Annotated in this window: 3 protein-coding genes; all 3 read left to right on the top strand. The window is 57.5% G+C overall.

Going from position 1 to position 25807, the window contains the following annotated elements:
• The first annotated feature begins 346 nt into the window (after nt 1-346).
• From AUP42_RS21030 to AUP42_RS21020, 3 genes are read left to right on the top strand one after another with little or no spacing between them, the layout of a single operon-like run.
• Nucleotides 347-6712, top strand: a complete 6366-nt coding sequence (locus AUP42_RS21030) for a non-ribosomal peptide synthetase/type I polyketide synthase (RefSeq protein ID WP_197468329.1) — start codon at nt 347-349, stop codon at nt 6710-6712.
• On the top strand, nt 6712-22281 hold the full coding sequence (locus tag AUP42_RS21025) for a non-ribosomal peptide synthetase (protein ID WP_062953557.1): 15570 nt from the start codon (nt 6712-6714) through the stop codon (nt 22279-22281). The genes AUP42_RS21030 and AUP42_RS21025 overlap by 1 nt, the downstream gene beginning before the upstream one ends.
• Entirely contained in the window at nt 22281-25805 is a 3525-nt protein-coding gene (locus AUP42_RS21020; RefSeq protein WP_062953556.1) for an alpha/beta fold hydrolase, read from the top strand. Before AUP42_RS21025 ends, AUP42_RS21020 begins: the two co-directional genes overlap by 1 nt.
• The last annotated feature ends 2 nt before the right edge of the window (nt 25806-25807 follow it).

Raw genomic sequence — 25807 nt, 5'->3', positions numbered from 1 at the left:
TCACGAATCTGATTGCTGTATCTGCACGCAAACACCGTATCACGGTTAAAATCCGGATCATATTGCCACACTATACGAACAGAAAAACTCCGAAGCAAAATCAACAGAAAGACAAGAAACATCAAGCTGTTCAGGCATCTAAACAGCGTACCTTTAATTGTATTTTCACGGACTTAACTTGCGATTTTTCACTACGATCACTTGCATTTGAAGGGCGTTCCCGGGCATATTCTTTCGGATATGGTTGGGGATGAGCCATGTGGTCGGGGGCACACAAAAAGCCTGTTGAACAGGATTTCAAAAACCGCTTGCTGCATGGCGCAATCAACGTTTGAAAGGTCAGACGTTGCAGAAGCGCACAAACACGTTTGCGCCGGGGACAGAACGGCAGGGAGCACCACTTACAACGCCGCAGGCAAGCATATGGCTTGACTGGGCCAAAGGGGATGATTGCGCAAATTACAATATTTGCAGCGTCATTCGCTTTGACGGCGATCTTGATATTGCTGCCCTTCACAAGGCCATCGTCCAAACCGATCAGGAAAATGACGCCCTTCGTCTGCGCTTTGGATCCGAAGGCGGCAATCCCTTCCAGTTCCTCGCCGATACCTGTCGCGAAACCGATTTCAGCGTCATCGATTTAAGTTTTGCCGACGATCCGGTTCTGATCGCCCATCACGAAGTCGAAGAAATCCGCCGCCGTCCGCTTGATCCGGAAAACGGACACCATTGCCGCCACCGCCTGTTGCAACTGGGCAAAGGGCGTTTCTGGTGGGTCCGGGTTTATCATCATCTGGTCTGCGACGGATATGCAGGCCATCTGATGGCAATGCGCGCAGCAGAAATATACAGCGCGCTTAAAACCGCTACCCCCGTGCCCGAAAGCACATTCGGGTCTTATCTCGATTTTATCACCGCCGATACGACCTATCCCGAAACACCGGCCTTCCAACGCGATCTTGCCTATTGGCAGGAACGCCTGCAAAACGATCACGCGATCACGCGGTTTTCATCCGACAAACCGTCGGGAGAACTGGTTCAGGCCCGGCTTGAACAAACCCTGGATGGTCAGGAACTCGCCAGACTGACCCAGACAGCCAAAGCCTGCGGCACATCGCCGACCGCCATTGTCATGGCCGCCTATTTCATCCTGCTTGGTCAGATCACCCATATCAAACATCCGACCGTCACCATGCCGCTTCTCAACCGGTTGGGACGGGCCGAACGCCAGACGCCGGGGGCATTTTCCTATATCGTGCCCTTCGATGCCGATTTGGGCAAACATGCGCGATTTTCCGATCTGGCCCGTGATATCTTTGCCCGGGCGCGTCGCGATGTCCGGCATATGCGCCTTGGCGCGCCGCGTATGCGCGCGGCACGGCTGGGTGCCAGGGGCCTCTCGGGCGGCGGTGCCTTTTTCAACAGCCTGGACGGGGCAGAACCCTTATCTTTTGCCGGACTCGATACACGCCGGGTCAATATCTATAACGGGCCGGTCACCGACCTAGGCCTGATCTATATGATGCAGGCCCTAAGCCCGGACAGGCAGGAAGCCGAAATCATCTGGCAATATGATACCGCTTGCCATGATGTTAAATCCGTTACCCGCATCGCCGACCGTTTCCGTCATTTCCTGTCCCGTGCACTGGACGATCCGGAACAGGAAATTGCGGCGATTGCCGCACCGCCATTGGACGAGCTTGCCATTATCCGCAAACTTGAAACCGGCCCGGCATTCACAAGACCGGTTCCCGAACGCCTCATTCCTGACCGAATTCAGCACGCCATATCATCACGCCCCGGCGATATCGCGCTGATCACCGATGATGGCCACGAAGTCACCTTTGCAACGCTGGGCCACATGGCCAATGCCGTTGCGCATCACCTGCACCAAAGCGGCATTGCAGCAGGTGACTTTGTCGGCATGAATATCTCGCCGAGCGCGCAGCAAATTGCCACTGTGATCGGCATCCTGAAATGCGGGGCAGTCTGTGTGCAGCTCGACCCGTTGCAGCCCATCGCACGTAATGCGTCGATGACACGTCATCTTGATTGCCGACTGGTTTTAAGTGACAGCACCGACGCATGGCGCGAGATCGGCAACACCACCATCACGGTGAAGGATATCAATGCCGTGCCGGGCATTGACGGCAGAACCGTCTTGGAAGATGTCCATGCCGATATTTGCAGTGACGATATCGCCTTTGTCTTCCATACGTCGGGTTCAACCGGGCAACCAAAACCGGTTCCCGTTCATCACCAATCCCTTGCCGACAAGATCGACGTCGCCATTGCCCAATTCGGCATCGGATCACATGAAAACGGCAATCCTGAAACTATGGGACTTTTCCCATCGCTCGGATTTGATCCGTGGATGCATCAATTCTGTGTCGGATTGATCTGCGGCCATCGTATGTGGCTGATGACCCATGCGATACTCAGCGACGGGCATAAATTCTGGAACGGTGTAGCGCGACACCATGTCACCCACCTTATGTCAGTGCCGTCATTTTATGAAAGTGTGATTGATGCCATTCCGGCCGATGGCAACTTCAAATTGCGCCGAATGATCATTGGCGGCGAAGTCCTGCAACCAACACTTTCCGAGCGGCTTCATTCCGTTGTCGAGTCTGCCGATATCTGGAACTGCTATGGCCCAACCGAAGCCACAATCCATGCCACCGCCCATCTGGTCCCAAGGGACATCAAAACCAAAAACATCCCGCTTGGCCACGTCGACAAGGGTGCGTTTGTCCGGATACTTGATGAGGACGGAAAACGGGTACCACTTGGCGTCCCGGGCGAGATCTATCTCGGCGGTACAGGACTTAATCGCGGCTATATCAATATGCCTGCTGTGACCGCCGAAAAATTTGTCAAAGACCCGACCAGCGAAACGGATGAAACCTTCTATTGCAGTGGCGATCTGGCTTCCTGGGGCGAAGACGGGCTGCTTTATTATCACGGGCGTACCGACGAACAGGTCAAAATCCGCGGGCAGCGTATCGAAATCGGAGAAATCGAGTACCAGCTTTCGCGCGCACCCGGCGTCGGGCAGGGTGCAGTCTTGTACGTCAAAAACAATCATGGCGGCGAACTGATTGGCTATCTTTTGCCCGACGGAAGCCATTCGAAACGGCCTGATATCGCAACCGTGCGCAGCGAACTGGCGCGCCATCTGTCCGATGCGGCCGTTCCAACCCGCCTTGAGTGGGTGGAAACGCTTCCTTTGCTGCCGTCTGGCAAAATCGATCGCAAGGCACTTGCCCAATTTGCTCAGGCCCCGGGCGGCAAACAGCCTGTTGCACAAGAAACGCCGCCCCTCGCATCCCGCAAACCAGATCAGGTGCGCATCCATCAAATGGCCGAAAAAATTGCCAAAATCTGGATGGATCTGATCGAAACCGACGAAATTGAATTCGATACCAACCTGTTTGAAGCTGGCGCCCATTCATTGCTGGTACCGCGCGCACAGTTTGCCCTGTCAAAACTCGCCGGGCGCAACATTGCGTCTGTGGAAATATTCCAGCACCCGACGATCAATTCCTTTGCCCTTCACCTGTGTGCCGATAAGCAGACAGTTCCCGAAATCGCAAAGGCCAAACCGGTAGAGGCCCAACGCAATGTGTCTGAAAATCATGACATTGCAATTATCGGCATGGCAATGCGCCTGCCCGGTGCAGATGATCGCGACACCTTCTGGTCGATGCTTGAAAACGGCGTTGATCAGATAAAGGACGTTGATATTTCCCGCCTGCGCACGCTGGGTGGTGATCCATCAGCACTGGAAGATGCCGATTTTGTCGCGCGCCACGGGATTCTTGACGATATCGATATGTTCGATCCCGCGCCCTTTGCCATGACTGCGGGCGAAACCATCGAAACAGACCCGCAGCAACGCCTGCTGCTTGAAGTTGCCCTTGGTGCCCTTGAAGACGGGGCATGTGATCCGGCGCGTGACGGCCCGGTTGGGGCTTATGTCGGGGTTGGTTTCCCTACCTATCTGGTCGATAGCCTGCGTGATCGCCTGCGCGACCGCCCCGATGCGATCCGCTATGGCATGACACTCGGCAATGACAAGGATTTTGCTGCAACACGGCTTGCCTACAAGCTGAACCTGACCGGCCCAGCCGTCGCGTCCTCGACCGCCTGTTCGACCGGCCTTGTCAATATTGCGCTTGCCGTCGAAGCATTGCGATCCGGCCAGTGCCGTGTCGCTCTTGCCGGTGGTGCGGCCCTTGGGCTTAGCCCGGCCGGGGGATATTACTTCACGCAGGGCGGCATCGGATCGCGAAGCGGTGTCTGCCGCCCGTTCGACAGCAAGGCAGACGGCGTTGTCGGCGGCAGCGGTGCGGCCATTGTCCTTCTGAAACGTCTTGATGATGCCATCGCCGACAGGGACACCATCCATGCGGTGATCAAGGGCGTCGGCATGAACAATGACGGTTCGGCGAAGGCTGCCTTTACCGCGCCTTCTGTCGATGGACAGGCAAAGGCCATTCAAACCGCCCTTGACGATGCCCAAATCGATCCCGTCACCATCCGCTTTGTCGAAGGCCACGGGACCGCAACCGCCCTTGGCGATCCGATAGAAATCGCCGCACTCAACAAGGCATATGCAAAAACCGGGACATCCCCAACACACCCGATCTGGCTTGGCTCGGTCAAGGGCAATATCGGCCATCTGGACAGTGCCGCCGGAATTGCCGGTCTGATAAAGGCCATACTGGCAATCCGTCACCGGGCATTCCCGCCGACCTGCCATTTTAATCAGCCAAATGAAAATCTTGACCTGGATCAGGGACCATTTCGGGTAAACAGTATTGTTCAACCATTATCAAGTGGCGACGATGAACCGCTGCGCGGTGGAATCAGCAGCTTCGGGGTTGGCGGCACCAATGCACATATCATCATCGAGGAAGCCCCACATGCCGATAAACCGGCATCACCCATGCCACAAAACGATATTCCCCATATCCTACCCTTCTCAGCGGCAAGCGAAGCCGCCTTGCAGAAACTGCTAACCAATACTGCAAGCTGGCTTGAGCGAAACGGGTCAGGCATATCGATATCCGATGTTGCAAACAGCCTGTCACGGCGGCACGCCTACCGGTTTCGGACCGCGATCGTTGCCACAAACATCAACACAACGATTTCCGCCCTGACCAATCCGAAATCGCCCGCCCGTCATCAGGCCGTCGCCCAACGCAACACCCCGTCCATCACCTTCCTGTTCCCCGGCCAGGGATCACAACGACCGGGCATGGCCGCCGACCTTTATGAAGCGGATCAAACTTTGGCGGCGATGATCCGCAATGCCTGCCAGCAGGTGGCAAAGATCGGCGGCCCCGATGATCTTTTTGAATTGCTGACCGTTCCCGATGAAAGCGCGGCAACATCAAGCCGCATGGCACGCACCGAAATCGCCCAACCCGCCCTGTTCATTTATGAATATGCACTGGCAAGCTGGCTGATCGAAAACGGCATTTCACCCGACGCGCTGGCCGGGCACAGCATTGGTGAATATGTCGCAGCCTGCATTGGCGGGGTCGTGTCCTTTGACGATGCGCTTCGCCTTGTGGTCACGCGCGGTCGTCTGATGGGACAAACCGAACCGGGATCAATGTTTGCCCTGTCCATGACCGAGGCCGAAGTCGGTGATCTGTTGTCGGCCTTTGGCCCCGATCTGTCGATGGCGGCAATCAACGGCCCGCGTCAATGTGTGGTGGCTGGCAGCAACGACTGTATCGACGCACTTGAACAACACATCAAATCACAGGGTAAATCCGGCCGTCGACTTGTGGTTTCGCATGCCTTCCATTCCCGCATGATGGAACCGGTTCTGGACGAATTCCGCAATGTGGTCGCCAAAATCAGGCTGAACGCACCAACCGTTCCGATCCAGTCGAACCTGACAGGTAATTGGCTGACACCCGAAGACGCGACCAATCCCGATTACTGGGTTCAACATCTGCGCAATGCGGTGCGCTTTGCCGATAACATCAAGGGACTTTTGGCCGGAATGCCCGAAACGATCATGGTTGAATGTGGCTTTGGCAACACGGCAAGTCGCCTTGCCATCGTCAACGGCACGCTGACCGGCAACAGCATTGCCCTGCAACCGGCCCCAGGTCCCGACACTGCCCGAAATGCAAATGCCACGATCACCGGATCAAATGCACTGGCCGCGACGATTGCCCGGCTTTGGGTCATGGGAACTGCTCCCTATTGGGACCGGGTGAACCAAACCAAAGATGCCCGCCGCATTCCGTTGCCAACCTATGCCTTTGACCGACGCCGGTTCTGGCCGGACAAGGCAATCACCACAACCGCCGATCCGAAACCTTTCGCCGTTCCCACCGCCCCGGCGGAGGCCACAATGCCCATCGCACAGAATGCGCCGGCTATCCAATCCGACACACAGGCGCAATTCACCATCTTGGCGATCTGGCGCGATATGTTTGGCGATCCGGCAATCGGCCCGGACGACGATTTCTTTGAACTTGGCGGTGACTCATTATTTGCCGTCCGGATCGCAACACGCCTTTCCGAAGTCCTGAATGCCGAAATTCCCGCTGCCGTAATGTTTGAAGGCCGCACGGCTTCGGGTGTTGCCAACCTGATTGCATCCTTTGATAAAAACAGCGCGCCGATCAATATTCCGCCTGCGCCAGCAGCCCCCCTTTCGACACGCGAACAGGGAGTGCTGTAATGAATACCGATCAGTTGTTACACCGCACACAAACCGCACGCGACCTGCTTGATAAACTCCGTCAGCGCGACATTGTGCTAAGCCTGCATGCCAACGGGCGCGATCTTTGTTTTGATGCACCGACTGGTGCGTTTGACGATGACCTGAAATCCGAAACCCGTGACCTGAAGGCTGAAATCATCGGCCTGCTGCGTGCACCAGTCGAACCGGAAAATAAGGGTTCCAATGCCGGGCCGATCCTCAAATCCTTCCCGGCCCATCCCGCCATCGAAGGCCAATGGATTGCAAGGCGCGATCAGCCGATAAACGCCAATTACCACATTGTTACCGGCTTCCCCCTCCCGGAAGGAACCGGTTTCAGCGCCGTCCGTGATGCGATTGACGCTATTGTCAAACGCCATGATGCCCTCCGGTCCACCTTTGTTGAACAGGACGGCCAACTGATCCAGCGTGTGCATGCCCACATGCCGGTAACGGTGCGCAAAATCGAAACCACCCGTGAAATCGGTCATGGCCTTTTTGATCTCGCAACCGGTCCTCTGGCCCGGTTTGGCTATATCGAACAGGACGACGGACAAGCCCCGCAACTGATCATTGCAATTGATCATCTGTGCTTTGATGGCCAGTCGGTCATGTTGCTGCAAAAAGAGCTTCGTGGCATTCTTGCCGGAGACACCCCCGGAAACATCCCCGATATCGAAGAACTTGTGCGCAATGCGCATCGCAATCTGGATCGGGAACGCGGCGAAATCGCACGGAACTTCTGGTCGGCACGAACCGATAAACTGCTATCCGTCGGACTGCCTGATGACGCGTCAGCGGATCGGAACGGTGGTGGCAAACGGCTTTTGATCGAACTGACAGGCGCTGACGCCGACGCTTTCGCAAAGCTTGCCAGCCATACCCGCAAAACGACCCAGACCACACTCTGGGCGTCGCTCACCATCGCCGTGATCGCCCGGCACAAGGAAAACGGCACAGCCATAATCGGGCTGCCCTTTGCCGGTCGCAGGGACAAGGAAACCATGCAGTCGATGGGCTGCTTTGTGAATGTCCTGCCCGTCGCGATCAAACCGGATATGGCAGATAACCTTGATGCCCTGACCAGACAGGTCGGGCACGAGGTCCTGTCCATACTCGATGTGCAGGATTATCCCCTGTCACGTCTGGTTCACGATCTGACAAAGGCGGCACAGGGCCCGACCGGCCAGCCGTTCGATGCCGTCCACGTAATGGAAATCAGCGACAGCCCCTTCGTGATCGAAGATCTCGACTTCGGGGCGGGCAAATTCCCCCTGATGGTCGGCATGACGAAAAACGGCGCGGAAACATCTTTGGCCGTCGAGTATCAAAGCAACATCTATGGCGAAGCATGGATCGAACGTTTTGCAAAACGTTTCCTGACCTTTGCGCGTGCGCTTGCCCAAAACCCGGAAATGCCGCTTGGTCTTGTGGATATTCTTCCAGAAGACGAACGCGATCAACTATCCATCTCGCTCAACGATACCGCATCGGATTACCCGCGTGACTGCGGCCTTGGCGAATTGTTCGCCCGGCAGATCACAAACCCGGCCAATGCGGGCAAGATCGCCCTGCAGGATCGCGATCAGAAAATCACCTATAGTGCTTTGGGGCAACGGGTCGCTGCCATTTCCACAGGGCTTGATACCCTTGATGTTGCACCCGGCTCAGTTGTAGCCCTTGCTGCAGATCGTTCGCTTGATGCGATTATCACCCTTCTTGGCATTGCCTGGCACGGTGCGGCCTATCTGCCGATTGATAAATCGCTGCCTGCCGATGCCATTGCGACCCTGATGGAAGAATGCGGGGCCAACGTTCTTTTGTGCGACAACACCGAATTTGATCGCCTGTCGGGCATTTCTGGTCGCTTTCGCATCGCACATCTTCCCGACGCCAACGCAACATCAAATGCATCCTTTGCCAAACGTGCGGGCGATGATCTGGCCTATGTCATGTTCACATCGGGCTCGACCGGTGCGCCCAAGGGGGTGCTGATCCCCAACCGGGCTGTCGCCCGTCTGGTTGTAAACAATCGGGCGCTTGCGTTTGATGACACCGATGTCATGGCACAGGCCGCATCGCTTGGTTTTGATGCCGCAACCCTTGAAATCTGGGCACCGCTTCTGAATGGCGGCAAACTGGTTCTGATTGATAACGAAACCCTGTTTGATCCGGCAGCCCTTCGCAATGCCCTTGAAGATGGCTGTGTTACCACCATGTGGCTGACCGCAAGCCTGTTTAACCGTATCGCCGATGATGCCCCGGGTTGCTTTGCCCCGCTCAAAAGACTGCTTTCCGGGGGCGAGGCACTAAGCCCCACCCACCTGCAAAAAGTCATGACCGCCTGCCCGGGCCTTGCCCTGATCAACGGCTATGGCCCGACGGAAAATACCACCTTTACCTGTATCCACCCGATCACGCCGCAGGATGTGAAATCGGCAAACATTCCGATTGGTCGGCCGATTGGCAATACGCGTACCTATATTCTTGATGCCGGCGGGCAACCCGTTCCGACCGGGGTCTGGGGTGAACTTTATGCTGCGGGCGACGGGCTGGCTCTCGGATATTCCGGCGCGCCCGAACGCACCGCCAAGGCATTCGTCACGTTCGATCATTTACCCGAAACCCGCCTTTACAAAACCGGCGACCGCGCGCGCTGGCGGGCGGATGACGTGATTGAATTTGGTGGCCGTCGTGACGGGCAGGTCAAAATTCGCGGGCACCGGATTGAAACTGCCGCCATTGAAAAACGACTGAGCCAGATTGACGGCATTCGCAATGCCTGCGTGATGCCGGTCGGCAGTGGTGCCGATGCCTTCCTTGGTGCCGCCATCGCCGCCGATCAGGATAGCAGCAGTACCTGGATGCAAATCCTTGGCCGCAATCTGCCCGATTACATGATCCCCGAACGGTTTGTCGTGCTGGATCATCTGCCGGTCAATGTGAATGGCAAGGTAGATCGCAAACAGCTTCTTGGTGCTCTGAAAGATACGGCACCACTTGCCCCCCAAACCGGCAACGCCAACAGCAGCAGCGAACTCGAACAGATCGTCGCCAACCATTTCAAATCCCTGTTTGGCAACCGCGACATCACCACGTCGTCGGATTTCTTTGCATTGGGCGGACACAGCCTTGTCGCCATGCGCCTTGCCGGGTTGCTCGAAAAATCCACCGGCATCCGCCCGAAACTTCAGGATATCTTTGTCGCACGCACAGTCGGCGGGATCGCAACCCTGCTTGCCGACCATAAACAGGATGGCAGGCAATTCCTGATCCCCAAGGCAGACGGTCCGAAATTCCCGCTTTCAAGCGGACAGGCCCGTCTTTGGGTCCTCCAACGCATGCAGCCCGACATGGCGGTTTATTCCGTCCCAGCCGCGTTTGAAATCAATGGGCCGATTGATGCCGATGCCCTGCAGGTCGCACTGCACAAATTGGAAGAACGGCAACATGCGCTGCGTCTGCGTTTCAAATCCGATCCGCATCACCCCGATGGCGTCAGCCAGTATCTGGCACCTGCCGGTTCATGGATGCTTGGGCGCCACCAAATGGACGAAGGCCCCGCCCGCCTGTTCATCGCGCGCGAAACCGTCCGTCCCTTCGACCTTGAAAACAAACCATTGGCAAGGGCCGATCTGATCACGCTCGCCCCCAACCGTCACTGGATGCTGGTTTCCCTGCATCATGCGATTTGCGATGGCTGGTCGATGCCGACATTGCTGCGCGATCTTGCCGCCCTTTATGCCGCAGAAACCGGAACAGCCACCCCGTCGCTGCCATTGCTTGACCGGCATTACGAGGATTTTGCAAGCTGGCAGCATGGCTATTTAAGCTCAGCCGATGGCAAGGATTTGATGGCCCGCTGGAAAGAACGGCTGTTGCCCCTGCCCGAACCGCTGGCCCTGCCAACGGATCGGCGCCGGCCAAAAATCCGTCGTTTCGCCGGTGATTTCCATGAAACGGCCTTTGGCGAGGAAACCGCGCGTCTGATCAATGCTGCAGCAGACCGGCACGGCACAACCGCCTTTTCCATTCTGACCGCCTTGGTGCAAATCCTGATGTACCGGCAATGCGGGCAGACAGATATCCCGCTTGGCATGCTGGTGGCGGGCCGAGAGCAGACCGCCCTTGATGACGTGGTTGGCTTCTTTGTGAACACCGTCGTTCTGCGTCAGAATGTCGATCCCGATGCCGGATTTGACGACCATCTGGCCCAAACCGGCAAAACCATCATTGATGCCCTGTCCGATCAGGCCGCCCCGTTCGAGGATGTTGTGGCCGCGGCCAATGCACCACGCGACCCTGCCCGCAATCCGCTGTTTGATGTCCTGGTCGCCTGGCAGGACAGCATCCCCGACCTCGGCAAGCTTGGCTATGCAGAACTCTCGCTTCTGAAAACCGAATTCCCGTTCTCGAAATTCGATCTTGCGTTCTATTTCAGCAAACGAAACGACGCCCTTCTATGCCAGATCGAATTTGATACCGACCTGTTTGACAAATCCACCATTCAGGCAATTTTCAACCGCCTTGAAATCCTTGCCTGCGCCGCCCTGCCCAAACCATCGACAATCAAAATCGCCGAATTGCCGATCCTGCCGGCGAACGAACGCGCCCGGATCGATCAATTCAATGCCACCGATCTTGACCTTGCGATTGAACGCAGCATTTCCGAACCGTTCCTTGATCAGGTCCGCGCCACGCCAACCGCACCTGCGGTTATCGGAACATCTGAAACCCTAAGCTACGAACAATTCACCCGTCGTGCGGCCGGGATTGCCGCGAAACTGCGCGCGGCATCAATTGGTCAGGGTGATGTGATCGGTGTTGCCGTGCGACGGTCGGTCGATATGCTGGCCGCCATTCACGGGATACTTCTATGTGGTGCGGCATATAGCCCCCTTGACCCGGATCACCCCGAACAGCGCCGCAAGGATATGCTTGATGATCTTGGATATCCGCGTGTCATCACCACCGGCGATCTCGCCCATCTGTTTGACGTCGACAACGTCCTGATCATCGATGGCACCGAAGATGCCGATATCCCTGATGCGATCAACGCACCCGATGACCTTGCCTATGTGCTGTTCACATCCGGCTCGACCGGTCGTCCGAAAGGTGTCGAAATCGCCCATCGCGGTGTTCTGAACCGTATCCTCTGGATGCAGGACGCCTTCCCGATTGGCCCTGATGACGTCATTTTGCAGAAAACCCCGATCACATTCGATGTGTCGGTCTGGGAACTGTTCTGGTGGTCATGGACCGGGGCGCGCGTTGTCCTGCCCGATCCGGGTGTTGAACGCGATCCGCAACAACTTGCCCAGACCATTCGCGATCATGGCGTCACCACCATGCATTTCGTGCCTTCGATGCTGGCAAGTTTCCTGTTCTCGGTCGAACACGGGCTAGTCGATATCGAAAACCTTGGCAGCCTCAAACGCGTTTTCGCCAGTGGCGAGGCACTTGACCCGGCACTGGTAAAACGCTTCAACGATCTGCTGTTTGATCGCTTCGGGACCGAACTGCATAACCTTTACGGCCCGACCGAGGCGACGGTGGATGTCACCTGGCATGCCTGCTCGCCGCTTGATAATCCCGATATCGTTCCCATCGGCAAACCGATTGCCAACACCACCATTCGCATCCTTGATGACAAACTGGGCGACATGCCGATTGGCGTCACCGGTGAAATCGTGCTTGGCGGCCCGCAAATTGCACGCGGCTATCGCAACCGCCCGGAACTGAGTGCCGAAAAGTTCCCCGATGATCCCCGCAATCCGGGCCATAAACTGTATCGCACTGGTGATCTGGGCCGCTTCCTTGCCGACGGGGCGGTCGAATATCTTGGCCGGATCGATCATCAGGTCAAAATTCGCGGCTTCCGCATCGAATGCGGCGAAGTCGAAACCACGATTGAAAGCCACGATCTGGTTGAACGCGCCCTGGTCAAGGCGGTGCGGGTTGGCGACCTTGATGAATTGCATGCCTTTGTACTGGGTGACGGTGAACTGACCATTGGTGTCCTGCGCGATCATCTGCGCACCCGCCTGCCCGAATATATGATCCCGGCACGTTTCTTTGCCCTTGATCACCTGCCTCTCACCAGCAGCGGCAAGGTCGACCGAAAGGCCCTTTCGGGGACACCGATGGCAGGGTCGCCAAAAGTCGCCAACCGGAAACCAAAACCGGCTATCGCGGCAAAGTCGGATACCGACAACCATGACCTGGCAAATCTGGAACGCGTTCTGCAACGGCTGTGGCAGGAAATCCTGCCCGGTGTGATGGCGGATCGAGAAGACGGTTTCTTTGATGTCGGCGGCAATTCGCTTTTGCTCCTGCGCCTGCATGAAAAAATCAATACCCGCTGGCCCGGAAAGGTCAGCATCGCCGATCTGTTCGCCAGTGCCACCATCGCACGTCAGGCCGAACTTCTGGCCGGACTTGATATCGCAACCGATAATCTTGCAACGGCACAAGGTGCCCAGCTTGCCACCGACGAACCGATTGCGGTGATCGGCATCGGTCTTCAGCTTGCCGGGTCGGACGATATCGAAACATTCTGGTCGGACGTCGCCCGCGGCACGGATCACGTGCGTCCGCTTCCGCCCGAACGCGATCATGAAACCCGCGACATGATGACCGCCATCGGCCGTCCTGTTCCGAAAAACTTCCGCGAAGCCGCCTATCTTGACCGCATCTTTGACTTTGATCCGGGCCGTTTCCGCATGGCACCCGCGGATGCCGCCCTGATTGACCCGGAACAACGCCTGTTTATCGAAACCGCCCTGATGGCGATGGAAAATGCCGGTTATGGCGGGCAGGCCCTGCGCGGTAAAAAGGTCGGCATTTTTGCCGGTGGCGGGGCAAACCCGGCATGGCGCGTTGCCATGGAACATGTCGCACGTGACAGGGCCGAACAGGTCTTTGCCCTTAACGTGCCCTCGAACATGGTCACACGCCTGTCCTTCCTAAAAGACTGGCACGGTCCGGCAAATATCATCGATACCGCCTGCTCGTCATCCTTGGTCGCCGTCCATCAGGCCTGCCAGAATTTGCGAAGCGGCACATGCTCCATCGCCCTTGCCGGCGGTGCAAAACTGATCCCCTGCCCGCCCGATGCCGATGGTGGCTTTACGATTGATTCTTCCACCGCACGCACCCGCGCCTTTGACGATGCTGCGGATGGCACCGGCATGGGCGAAGGCAGCGTTGTCTTTGTCCTCAAACCGCTTGGCAACGCCATCGCCGATGGCGATCCCGTCCATGCCATCATCCGCGGCAGTGCCGTCAATCAGGACGGCGCCTCAAGCGGGGCGGCCGCCCCCAACCCGGCCATGCAGGCCGATGTCATCCGGCAGGCGGCCCGAACGGCCGACATCGAACTGGGATCACTATCGTATATCGAAGCCCATGGCACCGGCACGTCGCTTGGCGATCCGATTGAAATTGATGGCCTGACCCGTGCCTTCGCCGGAAGCACGGATGAACATGGCTTTGCGCTAATCGGCTCGGGCAAGGGCAATTATGGGCATCTTGATGGTGCCGCAGGGGCGCTTGGTCTTGCACGCGCCATTATGGCATTGCGCTTTGATCAGGCCCCGCCACAACCCTTCTTTGAAACGCCCAACAGCCGGATTGATTTTACCCACGCCCCGGTGCGCCCGACCAACCGCCTTGAACCATTGGCGGACCGTGGCGCACCAAGACGTGCCGGTGTCAGTTCCTTCGGGCTAAGCGGCATCAACGCCCATGTGATCCTTGAAGCCGCCCCAAAACACGCGGCAAATGCACAGGATGAAACCGCGCAAAACGGGGCCTTCATCCTTGCCCTGTCTGCCGCCAACGAGACGGCATTACTCGACTATGCCACCAAATTGCATCGCGACATTGCCAATGACCCCGGCCTCGCTGTCCGTGACATCTGCCACACACTGGCAACCGGGCGCGACCAGCTAAGGCATCGCTTCGCCGTTGCGGTTTCGGATCGCGACAGCCTTCTGAACGCCCTTGCGCGATTGATCGCCGGTGACATAGCAAATTGCGCGGCCCCCAAACCCGCCACGGGTGCATCATCCGTTTCTGCGGTTTCGGGCAATCTCGCCGATGCCACGGCCAATGCGCGCCAATGGCTCGAAGGAGCCAATCTGATCTGGCCCGACGACATTCGTGCGCGCCGCGTCTCCCTTCCCCATGCATCTTTTGCGAAAATCGTCTGCAAGCCGGTCTTTGACCGTAACCGGGCACCGGATATCGCCATCATGACCGGTCCGGTCGAAACCGAAAGAGGTCGCTGCTTTGCCATTCCGGTCGGCACGCCATCCTTCTGGCCAACGAACGAACATCACCTGAACGGACAACCAACACTGGTCGGCATGGCTGTTCCTGCCATGATCGCCACCGCCATCCGCAATGGCACGGGCGATCCGGCTGTGCGGATTTCCGACCTGAAATGGCAAAAAACCCTTCTTCCCAATGCCCTGCCCGATGGTACGGCAACGCTTTTGCTTGGAAATGATGGTCTTGTCGAACTGGGTGGCCGCCTGAAAAACGGCAAATGGTCGGTCTTTGCCACCGCGCGCTGGGCCAATGATGCACCGGAAAGCAGTCATCACGATAATTTGCTGTCGCTCGACCATGCGCGCGCAAAATGTACCCTTACGGCCAATATCGCCCCCTACGCCGCTCAGATCGGGCCGATCACGATCAGCGACCGTTGGGATTGCCGGGTGTCCATGCAATACAGCGCGGACGAAACCATGGCGATGATGCATCTGAAACTGAAACCGCAATATCATGCCGACCTGCGTGACTGGGTCATTCATCCCGCCATGGCCGATATTGCATGCAGCATGATCCTGACGGCAGAGGATAATGGTTCCATTCCCGTCGGCGTTGACGAAATCACACTTCATGCGCCCTTTACCGACAATATCCTTGTCTGTACCGAACGCCATAAACCGGGACAGGCCGACTTCTCCTTCTTTGATGCCCAAAGTCAGAAGCTGCTTCTGACCATACGCGGCATCCGCTTCTCGCGGCATGGCAGCGGCACGGCATCATCCACCGTATCCGCCATGCCGGAACTGCTTGAAATCGACTGGCTGCCGGAAAGCGTTGAAACGCAACCGATACCTGAAAACACTCTCATGATTGCCGATGGTGATTTCTGGCCAATGCCGGCTACCTGCCAGCGCACTCATCCCGACGCCATCAGCAAGGATATGCTGGCAACGGTGCAAAACGTCATTCTGGCCTTGCACCCAGGCGAAGACATCGCCCTTCGTACCGCCCGCTGCCTGCGCAATGTGCTGCGTGGCATCCGTGGACGGATGCGGCTTGTCGTAACCGGATGTGGCGCCTATCAGATCGGTAGCGACACCATCCCCAACGATCCGGATCAAAGTGCCGCGGCCGGTGTTGCCATCGCCGCAAGCACCGAAGAACCCCGACTTGTCTTGAGCTTTGCCGATATCGCACCTACTGATTTCATCACGCTTATTGGTGGTGAACTGGCAGCCGGACCGGGCCGCGATCCGGTTTCGGTTTATCGTAATCAGATGCGTTATCGCCGCAAACTCCGCCCGGTTTCCGGTGCGGGCAATCTGGCAAAGGCCAACTGGCCCGATCACGGCGTCTGCGTCGTGACCGGCGGCACCGGTGGTTTTGCTATGGCCCTTGCCGAAGAAATGGCGATGGGTGGCAAAGTCGCGCTCGCCCTTCTGGCACGTCGGGGCGAAACCGACCTTGATGCGGTTGCGCAGTCAAAACTTGCCGACCTTGGCGCCAAGGGAATTAAGGTATCAATCCACGCATGCGACGTTGCCGATAAAAACGCCCTGTCCGATACGCTTGCCACGATCCGAAATACCCTTGGCCCGATCGCGGCCATCGCCCATGCCGCCGGGCTTGCCGATGGCGGATTCCTGGCCGTGCGCGACATGGACGCGTTCGAGGGCATCATGGCCGCCAAGATCAATGGCGCCCGTCATCTTGACGCCCTGACCGTAAATGACCCGGTGCAGGCCTTTGTCATGTTCGGCAGCCTGACGGCCATCGTCGGTGTGCCCGGTCAGGCCGCCTATAGTGCTGCCAACGCCTTCCTTGACGGTTTTGCCCGTTACCGCAGGTCACAGGGCCGCGCGGCCCTGACCATCGACTGGTGCGCCCTTGCCGAGCAGGGCATGGCCGCGCGTCATAATGTACCGCTTCAGGATGGGGCCAGCGTCACCCCGCAACAGGCACCGATCTTCTGGCGCGATGCCATCAGCAGCACCGCGGCACAGCTTGTCGTGCTTGATCCCGCCCTTGCCGGTGAAACAACCGCACAACCGGTAAAACCCGTTTCCGCACCGGTATCTCCATCCGTAGAGACACAGCCATCTGTACCGGCATCTGCACCGGCATTCGCGCCGGATATCCCGCACAGGATCGCCGCCATCTGGGCCGAAACGCTTGGCTATGATGCCGTCGCCCCGGATGATGATTTCTTTGCCCTTGGCGGCGATTCCATCACCGGCATGCAGATCGTCGACCGCATCAATGCCGAACTGAAACTGTCACTGGCAATTTCGGACCTTTTTGCCGCACCGACGGTGTCCGACCTGTCCGCGCAATTTGCCCCGTCAATTGCGCAAACGCCAGACCTTCATGAAGCAGCCGGGGCAACACACACCCCGACAGACAGGATCGCAAAAATCTGGGCCGAAATCCTTGGCTATGACGCCATCGACCCGGACGAGGATTTCTATGCTTTGGGTGGGGATTCCATCACCGGCATGCAGATCGTTGATCGCATGAATGCCGAACTTGCCTGCAATATCGGTCTTGCCGATCTGTTTGAAACCCCGACGATCACGGCACTGGCCACAAAGATATCGCCATCCGTTGAAACAGCGACACCATCGCCCGTTTCCCTGTCGCTGGCACCAGAACCGGCACAGACCAAAACCGAGGCCGAGGTCGAGGTCGAAGCAGACCCCCGCCGCGCACCGGAAATGGAATTCTATCCGCTGGCCCCCGAACAGGTTTCGGTTCTGCATGCCGAACAAAGCGGCAATCTCGGCACGGCCTTTAACCTGCCGCATGCCTTCATGCTGGATGATAATGTTGATCTTGATCGCCTGCGCGATGCCATCACCCGCCTGACCGAACGTCATGAAATCCTGCGCACCCGCTTGATCGCCAATGGCGATGACTGGGTCATGAAAATTCTGCCACTTAACGAAGCCCTGCCCGATCTGACGCTGATCGAACTTGATGCTTCCGTATCGCTTGACGATGCCGGTGTAGAGCTTGTCATGCCGTTCGATCTGGCAACGGAAATTCCCGCGCGCTGGCGTCTGCTATGTGCGGCCGACGGTCAAAAGGCACTGTTCTTTGATATCCATCACACGGTTTGCGATGGCTTTACCATTGAAATGCTGCTCTCGGAATTGCTGGCGATTTATCGCAGGCAGGCCTTGCCCCCGCTCCCCTATCAGCTTCGCGATTATGCGTACTGGAGCCAGCAACCCGAAAGCCTGAAGCGGCTTGAAACCGCACGTGATTACTGGCTTTCCCTTTATCAGGGACCGCTTCCGAAACTGGATCTGCCGTCTGATCGCAGGCGCCCGGCCATCCACAGTTTCACCGGTGAAATCGTCGCGTTTGATATTGATCTAGCGGTGCTGAAATCGGCGCGCAAATTCGCATCCGACCAACGCGTCACCATGTTCTCGCTCATGATGGCAACATGGTTTGCCGTCCTTGGCAGGATCGCCGCCACCGATGATCTGGTCATCAGTGTCCCGGTCAATCAGCGTGATGGTGCTGGTTTCCGCAATGTGCCGGGCATGATGGTTTCGCTTCTGCCGCTCCGCATGCAGATTGCCAATGATGAAACTTTCGCATCCCTTCTGCACAAGGTGCAAAACCATCATATCGATGCCCTGCGCCATCGGGCCTATTTCCTAGATCTGCTGCTGGATGAACTTTCGCCACCGGCCGAGCCCGAACGTACCCTGCTATCGGAAGTATCCCTGTCTTACATGAACTATGCGCAGGGCGATTACGGGCCGGATGATCAGGCCAAATCGATGCGCCCCATCGGTCTTGGACGGCAGCAATGCAAAAACGATCTGGCGATATTTGTCCGCGACCTGCCAGAACGAATGGTCATCTCGTTTGACTATTATGCCGATATGTTCGATCGCGACCGCATGATCGAACTCGGTCACATCTTCACGAAAACCCTGCAAAAGCTGGTTGCGACGGACACCTCCGCAAGCACGGCCCCGATTGCTTCCCTTGATCTTCTGCCAGATGATCAGAAAACCAATATCAAAATCTGGGAACAGGGATCAGAACCCGACACCCGCCTTAATGCGGATGCGCATGCCGGGATATTTGCGAAATTCGCCAGACAGGCATCCATCACCCCCGATGCCCCTGCCATCCGCGATACCAACGGCACATGGACCTTTGGGGAACTGCGTGCCAATGCGTGCGCCATTGCCCATTGCCTGCAAACCGCAGGGATCGAACCGGGTGATCTGGTTGCACTGCATATTGAACGCGGTCGTCCGGCCATTGCCGCCATTCTCGGGATTACCGCCATCGGTGCGGGATATGTCCCGCTTGATCCGGCCTATCCGGCGGCACGCAATCAATTCATCCTTGCAAACAGCGGTGCCAAACTGGTTCTGGTCGATGATGCCGGTCATGACGCGCTGGGTGCGTTGGGTGCCTTGTCCGAAAGCAGCCACCCATCCCCGCAACGGATCAATATCGCGGGTATCGCCCAGGCACCAACCGATTTCAAACTGCCCGAACTGACCAACCCGGACAGTCTTCCGGCCTATATCATGTATACCTCCGGCTCGACCGGAACGCCCAAGGGGGTTCTGATCGAACAGGGGGCCGTGCGTCGGCTGGCGTCAGGGGCGGATTATGCCAAAATCGTTGCCTCTGATGTGGTGGCACAGGCGGGCCCGCTGGCATTTGATGCCTCGACCTTTGAAATCTGGGCGACCCTGCTGCGTGGTGCCGAAATCGCCGTCATTGACCGTAATGATCTGCTTGATCCGGCCAAACTCGGCGATGCCCTGTCGCAATTTGGCGTCACGAAAATGTTCATGAGTGTCGGCCTGTTCAACCGTCAGGTCGATCATGATCCCCAAACCCTTGCCGGGCTTGATATCCTGATGGTCGGTGGGGATGCGATCAGCAAACAGCATGTCAGAACCTTTATCAACGCCTGCCCGCACATCACGGTTCTAAACGGCTATGGTCCGACCGAAAGCACGACCTTTGCCGTTGTCGGCCCGATCACCGAAAATGATCTGTCGGGTGATACCGATGCCACCATCATTGGCAAACCCATCGCCCATACCAAAACCCTGATCCTTGATCAGAACGGTCAACGCGCGCCCGTCGGAGTCTGGGGCGAATTGATGATTGGCGGGGCGCGGCTGGCACGTGAATACTGGCAACGTCCCGACCTGACCGGCGAACGGTTCATCCCCAATCCCGATCAGCCCGGCCAACGGCTTTATCGCACCGGCGACCTTGCCCGCTGGACCCGCGATGGCCGGATCGAATTTGGCGGCCGCCATGACAATCAGATCAAATTGCGTGGCTTCCGCATCGAACTGGATGAAATCGAACAGCAGCTTCAATCCGCACCCGGCATCAAAAATGCCGTTGCCCTGTTTGATGCCAACGCGCCTGACGGCGGTACCATCATCGGCTGTATTCAGGCGACACAGGATCAGGATATCGATATCCCTGCCCTGATGACGTGGCTTGGCACACATCTGCCCGGCTACATGATCCCGACAAAATGGCATATCGTCGATACCATTCCGATCACCGCCAATGGCAAGGTGGATCGCAAGGCGCTACTCGAAACGGTGCGCACGCAATCAAATGCGATGGCGCTTGACGGCGGCACCGACACCCCGCCCGCCAACCCGGCCGAGGAACTGGTTTGCGATATCTTTACCGAGGTGTTCGCAACCCCGATCCGTAACCGACACGCCAGCTTCACCCAGCTTGGCGGTCACAGCCTGATGGCGATCCGGATCGTAAACCGCATTGCCGACCGCACCGGCAAACGCATCAGTATGGCCGACTTCTTTGCCGATCCCACGGTCATGGGGCTTGCCCGCCATATCGACAATGCCACCATCAATATCCACGCCACCGGCAATGGCCAAATCCCGGCCGCACCGGCAATGGAATATTACCCGGCCAGCCACGCGCAAAAACGGCTTTATCTTCTTTCAAAAATGGATGGCAATAGCGGCGCCTATGGCATGCTTTATGTCTTCCGCTGCACCGGTGATTTGCGCGCCGATATCCTGCAATCGGCCCTGACCCGGCTGGTGGACCGTCATGAAACATTGCGTACCGGCTTTGCCGAGCATGACGGCACGATCACACAGAAAATCCACGCCACCACCCCGCCCGCCGTCACGTTTGATGATCTTGCGGATCATGCCGATCCGGCCCGCAAAGCCCTGCGCCTGACACGGCTTGAGGCCGCAACACCGATCATCCTTGATCAGCCGCCATTGATCCGCGGGCGTGTGATCCGGGTGGCCGCCAATGAAAGCCTGATGATCCTGATGACCCATCATATCGTCGGCGATGGCTGGTCTTCGCGCATCCTGATCAACGAACTTGGCGCGCTTTATGATGCCGTTCTTCATGAACGGAACGATGCCCTGCCACCACTTCCGATCAAGTACAAGGATTTCGCCCATTGGCAATCCGGGCAGGATTGGGCAGATGCCGCCGATTACTGGCGTCAACAGCTTGCCAACGCGCCGGATCAGGTCAATCTGCCAACCGATCGGCCCGTGCCCGAAAAACAATCTTTCCGCGGGGCACATGTGCATCTTGCCCTGCCTGATGATGTTTTATCGGGCCTGCACCAACTTGCCAGCCAGAACAAAACAACCCTGTCATCGGTGGGCCTGTCGCTGTTTTCCGCCATGCTCTATCGCCTGACACGCCAACGCGATATGGTGATCGGCATGGGCGTTGCCGGGCGCGAACGCATCGAAACCGAAGGCCTGATCGGCTTCTTTGTCAATGTCCTGCCAATCCGTATGCAGCTTGACGACGATACCGATCTTGTCGATCTGATCCGTGCCACCCATGTCAATATTGCCAATGCGCTGGACCGGCAGGATTTCCCGTTTGATGAACTGGTCCGGGCCGTCGCGCCAAAACGCAAATCCAACCGTCAGCCACTGGTAAATGTGGTGTTCGAATATCAGCGCTTCGAAGCCGTAAGCGGATTGGCGCAAAACGGCTGGGCTCAATCCGGTCTGCCGTTGCTTGCCCCCGATGCTGCGGGCATCCTGCCATCCAATATGGATGCCTTTGTCGATAACACGACGGCCAAACATGACATCATTCTGTTCCTGACCGAAGAAGCCGGTCAGGCGCGCTTTACGCTTGAATATGACACCGATCTGTTTGATGCGGAAACCATGCAGCGCTGGTTGGCCTTCCTTGGCAAATTCGCCGCTGCCGCCGCACAACACGCCCAAAAGGACGCATAATGAAAATCGCCGATTTCGATTTTGAAACCCTCGATACGCCAACGCCCGGTATGAATGGCACGCCCGATGTTCCGCCATCGGCAACAACCGGCAGCATCATCGACCGGTTTGCGTCAATTGCGGCGTCTTACCCGCATCGCATCGCAACCCGCGATGAAACCGGCGAAATCAGCTATGCTGACCTTGATCGTCAAAGCAATCGTATCGCGCATTTCATTGCCGGTCTCGCCCTGCCGACCGGATCGCTTGTCGGCGTAATGACCGGGCGCAACCGCCATTACATCGCGGCAACCCTTGGCGTTCTCAAGGCTGGTCTTGCCTTTGTGCCGCTTGATCCGAATGTGCCGCTGATCCGGCGCACCACACTGGTTCGCAATGCCGCACTGCCACTTATCATTTCCGAAGCCACCCATATCGGTGATCTCCACCAGTTGCAGTGGCGCTGCAAAACCGTCACCAACATTCTGTGTCTTGACCGTGACGATATCGATACCCTGACGGAAAATCACGGTTCCCTGATGTCGGTCGAACTGTGGGATCATCTGGCAGGGGATGATGCCGATAACATTCTGGCTGGCGGCTGGAAAAGTGCATTTACCGGGCAACCGATTGCGCAAAGTGCGATGGATGCCTTTGGCGCAAATGCCCGCAACAAGGTCGCCGGTCTGGTATCACGCAATGCCCGTGTGCTTGAAATCGGCTGCGCGTCCGGCTTCACCATGAAACACGTCGCCCCGGTGGTCGGCACCTATGTCGCGACCGATCTGTCGCGCCGTAACGTCGAACGGACTGAGGCCCTGGCAATCAATCTTGGCATGACGCATGTCATCGGTCGGCAGCTTGGCGCACATGATATCGATGTTTACGAACCGGGTTCGTTCGATCTGATCATCATGAACAGCGTCATCGAAAACTTCCCCGGTTACGGTTATCTGCGCACGGTCCTGACAAAGGCAAAAACCCTGCTCGCGCCGGGCGGGGCGATTTATCTTGGCAATGTCTGGGATGCGGATCGCCGCGATGATTACCTTGCCGATCTGGCCCGGTTTGCCCGCGAGACGGTGGGCAAGGGTTACAACACCCGGCTTGATTTCCTCGAAGACCTGTTTGTCCCGCAATGCTTTCTTGAAGACTGGGCCCGCGAACAGGGCGGCTTTGCCGCCAACCGATCCGTCATCGATGCCGACGGGTTTGATCCCGCGCCCTACACATTCGATTTCGTCCTGACATCGGATGCGGCAAAACACCCCGTCGCACCGAAGAAGCGCCGCCACGATCTGGCTGCGCTCAATGCCGCGAACGATCAGCGCCCTGCAACCGTGACATCGGCAAACGATCTTGCCTATGTCCTGTTCACCAGCGGCACCACCGGCACACCCAAGGGTGTAATGATCGAACAGGGATCGGTTGTGAACCTCGCCCAGTCGGTACTCGATACGCAGTTAAAACAGATCGGTGCTGATGATCCCGACCGCGCCCTTAATCTGACCTGTATCGCGCCCTTTGCCTTTGACGGCTCCATCGTTCAGATTTTCGCAGCCATCCTGAACGGGCATTGCCTGAACATCACCGGATCGGCCACACGAAGCGACCCCGAAGCCCTGCATGACCTGATGGTCACCAACGCCATTGATCAGCTTGACGCAACGCCAAGCCTGTTTTCCCTGCTGCTGGATTACTGGGAGGAAAACAGGCTTTCCTGCCCGGCAAGGATGGTGGTTCTGGGCGGCGAAGCTGTTTCCACCCGACTGGTCGAACGTTTCTTTGCCCTGCCCGGCCAGACTGACCGCAAACTGGTCAATGCCTATGGCCCGACGGAATGCTGCGTTTCATCGGCCCAGTATGTGATGACCGCCCACAACCACAAACAAATCCTGCCACCCCCGATTGGCCGCGCCATTCAGGGTGTTTATCTGGAAATCTGCGATGATATGGGCCGCCCGTTGCCCGATGGTGTTCCGGGTGAAATCCGCATTGGCGGGGCCGGTGTTGCACGTGGTTATCTGAACGATCCGATCCTGACCGCGCAGAAATTTGTGACCGACCCCAACGGCAACCGTGTCTATCGCACTGGTGATATGGGGCGGCGGCGCAGTGATGGCGAAATCATTTTCCTGGGCCGCGAAGACGGTCAGATCAAAGTCCGCGGCAACCGCATCGAACTGGGCGAAGTCGAACATGCCCTGCTGACACATCCCCATATCCGCCGCGCGGCCGTGGTCGCCCATGACCGCCATCAGAACGGCAATGTTGTTCTGGTCGCTTACGTCGTCACCGATGACGATGCCCATGCCTGTTTCGACATATCTGCATGCAGGGCAAAACTTGAACAGGCCCTGCCGAACTATATGGTGCCCAGCCACCTGATCACGATGGATGACCTGCCGCTGACCGTAAATGGCAAGATCGACCTTTCACGCCTTCCAGTCCCCGAAAACACCGATCAGGTAACGGGCGTCACTGCCAAGCCGCTTGGCAGCGACCATGAAAAAACCGTCGCCCGCCTGATGGGCGAAGTCCTTGATTGCACCATCGATGACGCCACCGCCGATTTCTTTGAACTCGGCGGCCACAGCGTCCTTGCGGTTCAGTTCCTGTCAAAAATCAACAAACTCACCAACGTCAAAATCCCGCTGGGTGATCTGTTCATCTGCGCCTCGGTCGAAAAACTCGCCGCCCGCATCTCCGAACGCGAAAACGCCAGGCATGTCAAAAGCCCGATTGTCACCGTCAATGCATCGGGCACCAAACCGCCAATGGTCTGCTTCCATCCGGTCGGCGGCAATGTGCTGTGCTATCAAAACCTTGCCCGTGAATTCGGCCCCGATCAGCCACTTTACATGGTCGAGGCACAGGGCCTTGAAGAAGGCCAGAATTTGCAGCCCACGGTCGAGGAAATGGTCGCCGCCTACATGCCCGCCATCCGTGAGACCGTCCCCGACGGGCCAATCCATGTCATCGGCTGGAGCTTCGGCGGATTGCTGGCGTTCGAGGCCGCCTTCCGCATGCAGCAGGCCGGTATTGATGTGCGCAATATCATCCTGCTTGATGCGATTGCCGTGCCCGATGCGGTCCGCGCCATACTGCGCAAGGGCGAGGCCGAATATCTTGCCGATATCTTTGCCGAACTGGGCCTGGTCACGGTTGACGAATTGCGTCCGTTAACCCCCGAAGAACGCATCGACCTGTTACTCGAACGCGGCAAGAATTGCGACCTTCTGCCTGACGAGGCAGATCGCGGCACCATGCGTCGCCTGCTTGCGGTGTTCCAGAATAACGCACTGGCCGCCGTCCATTACGTCCCGCCGAAAATTGACGGGATTAATGTCCTGCTGCTACGTCCGACGACCGAAACCCGCGCAGCACCCAGCATCGAAGGCGATCAATATAGCGGCTGGCAAAGGGTCGCAGGCAATGCCCTGACCCTTGAATGGGTTGGCGGCACCCACGGATCGATGATGTTCGATCCCCATGTGATCGAAGTCGCCGAACGCATTCGCCGTCATCTTGAAAAATCGAAATGATG

Source organism: Thalassospira lucentensis (assembly GCF_001613805.1).
In the GTDB taxonomy this organism is placed as follows: domain Bacteria; phylum Pseudomonadota; class Alphaproteobacteria; order Rhodospirillales; family Thalassospiraceae; genus Thalassospira; species Thalassospira lucentensis_A.
Note: the sequence above shows the minus strand (reverse complement) of the source record. Positions and strands in the feature narration are given on the sequence as shown.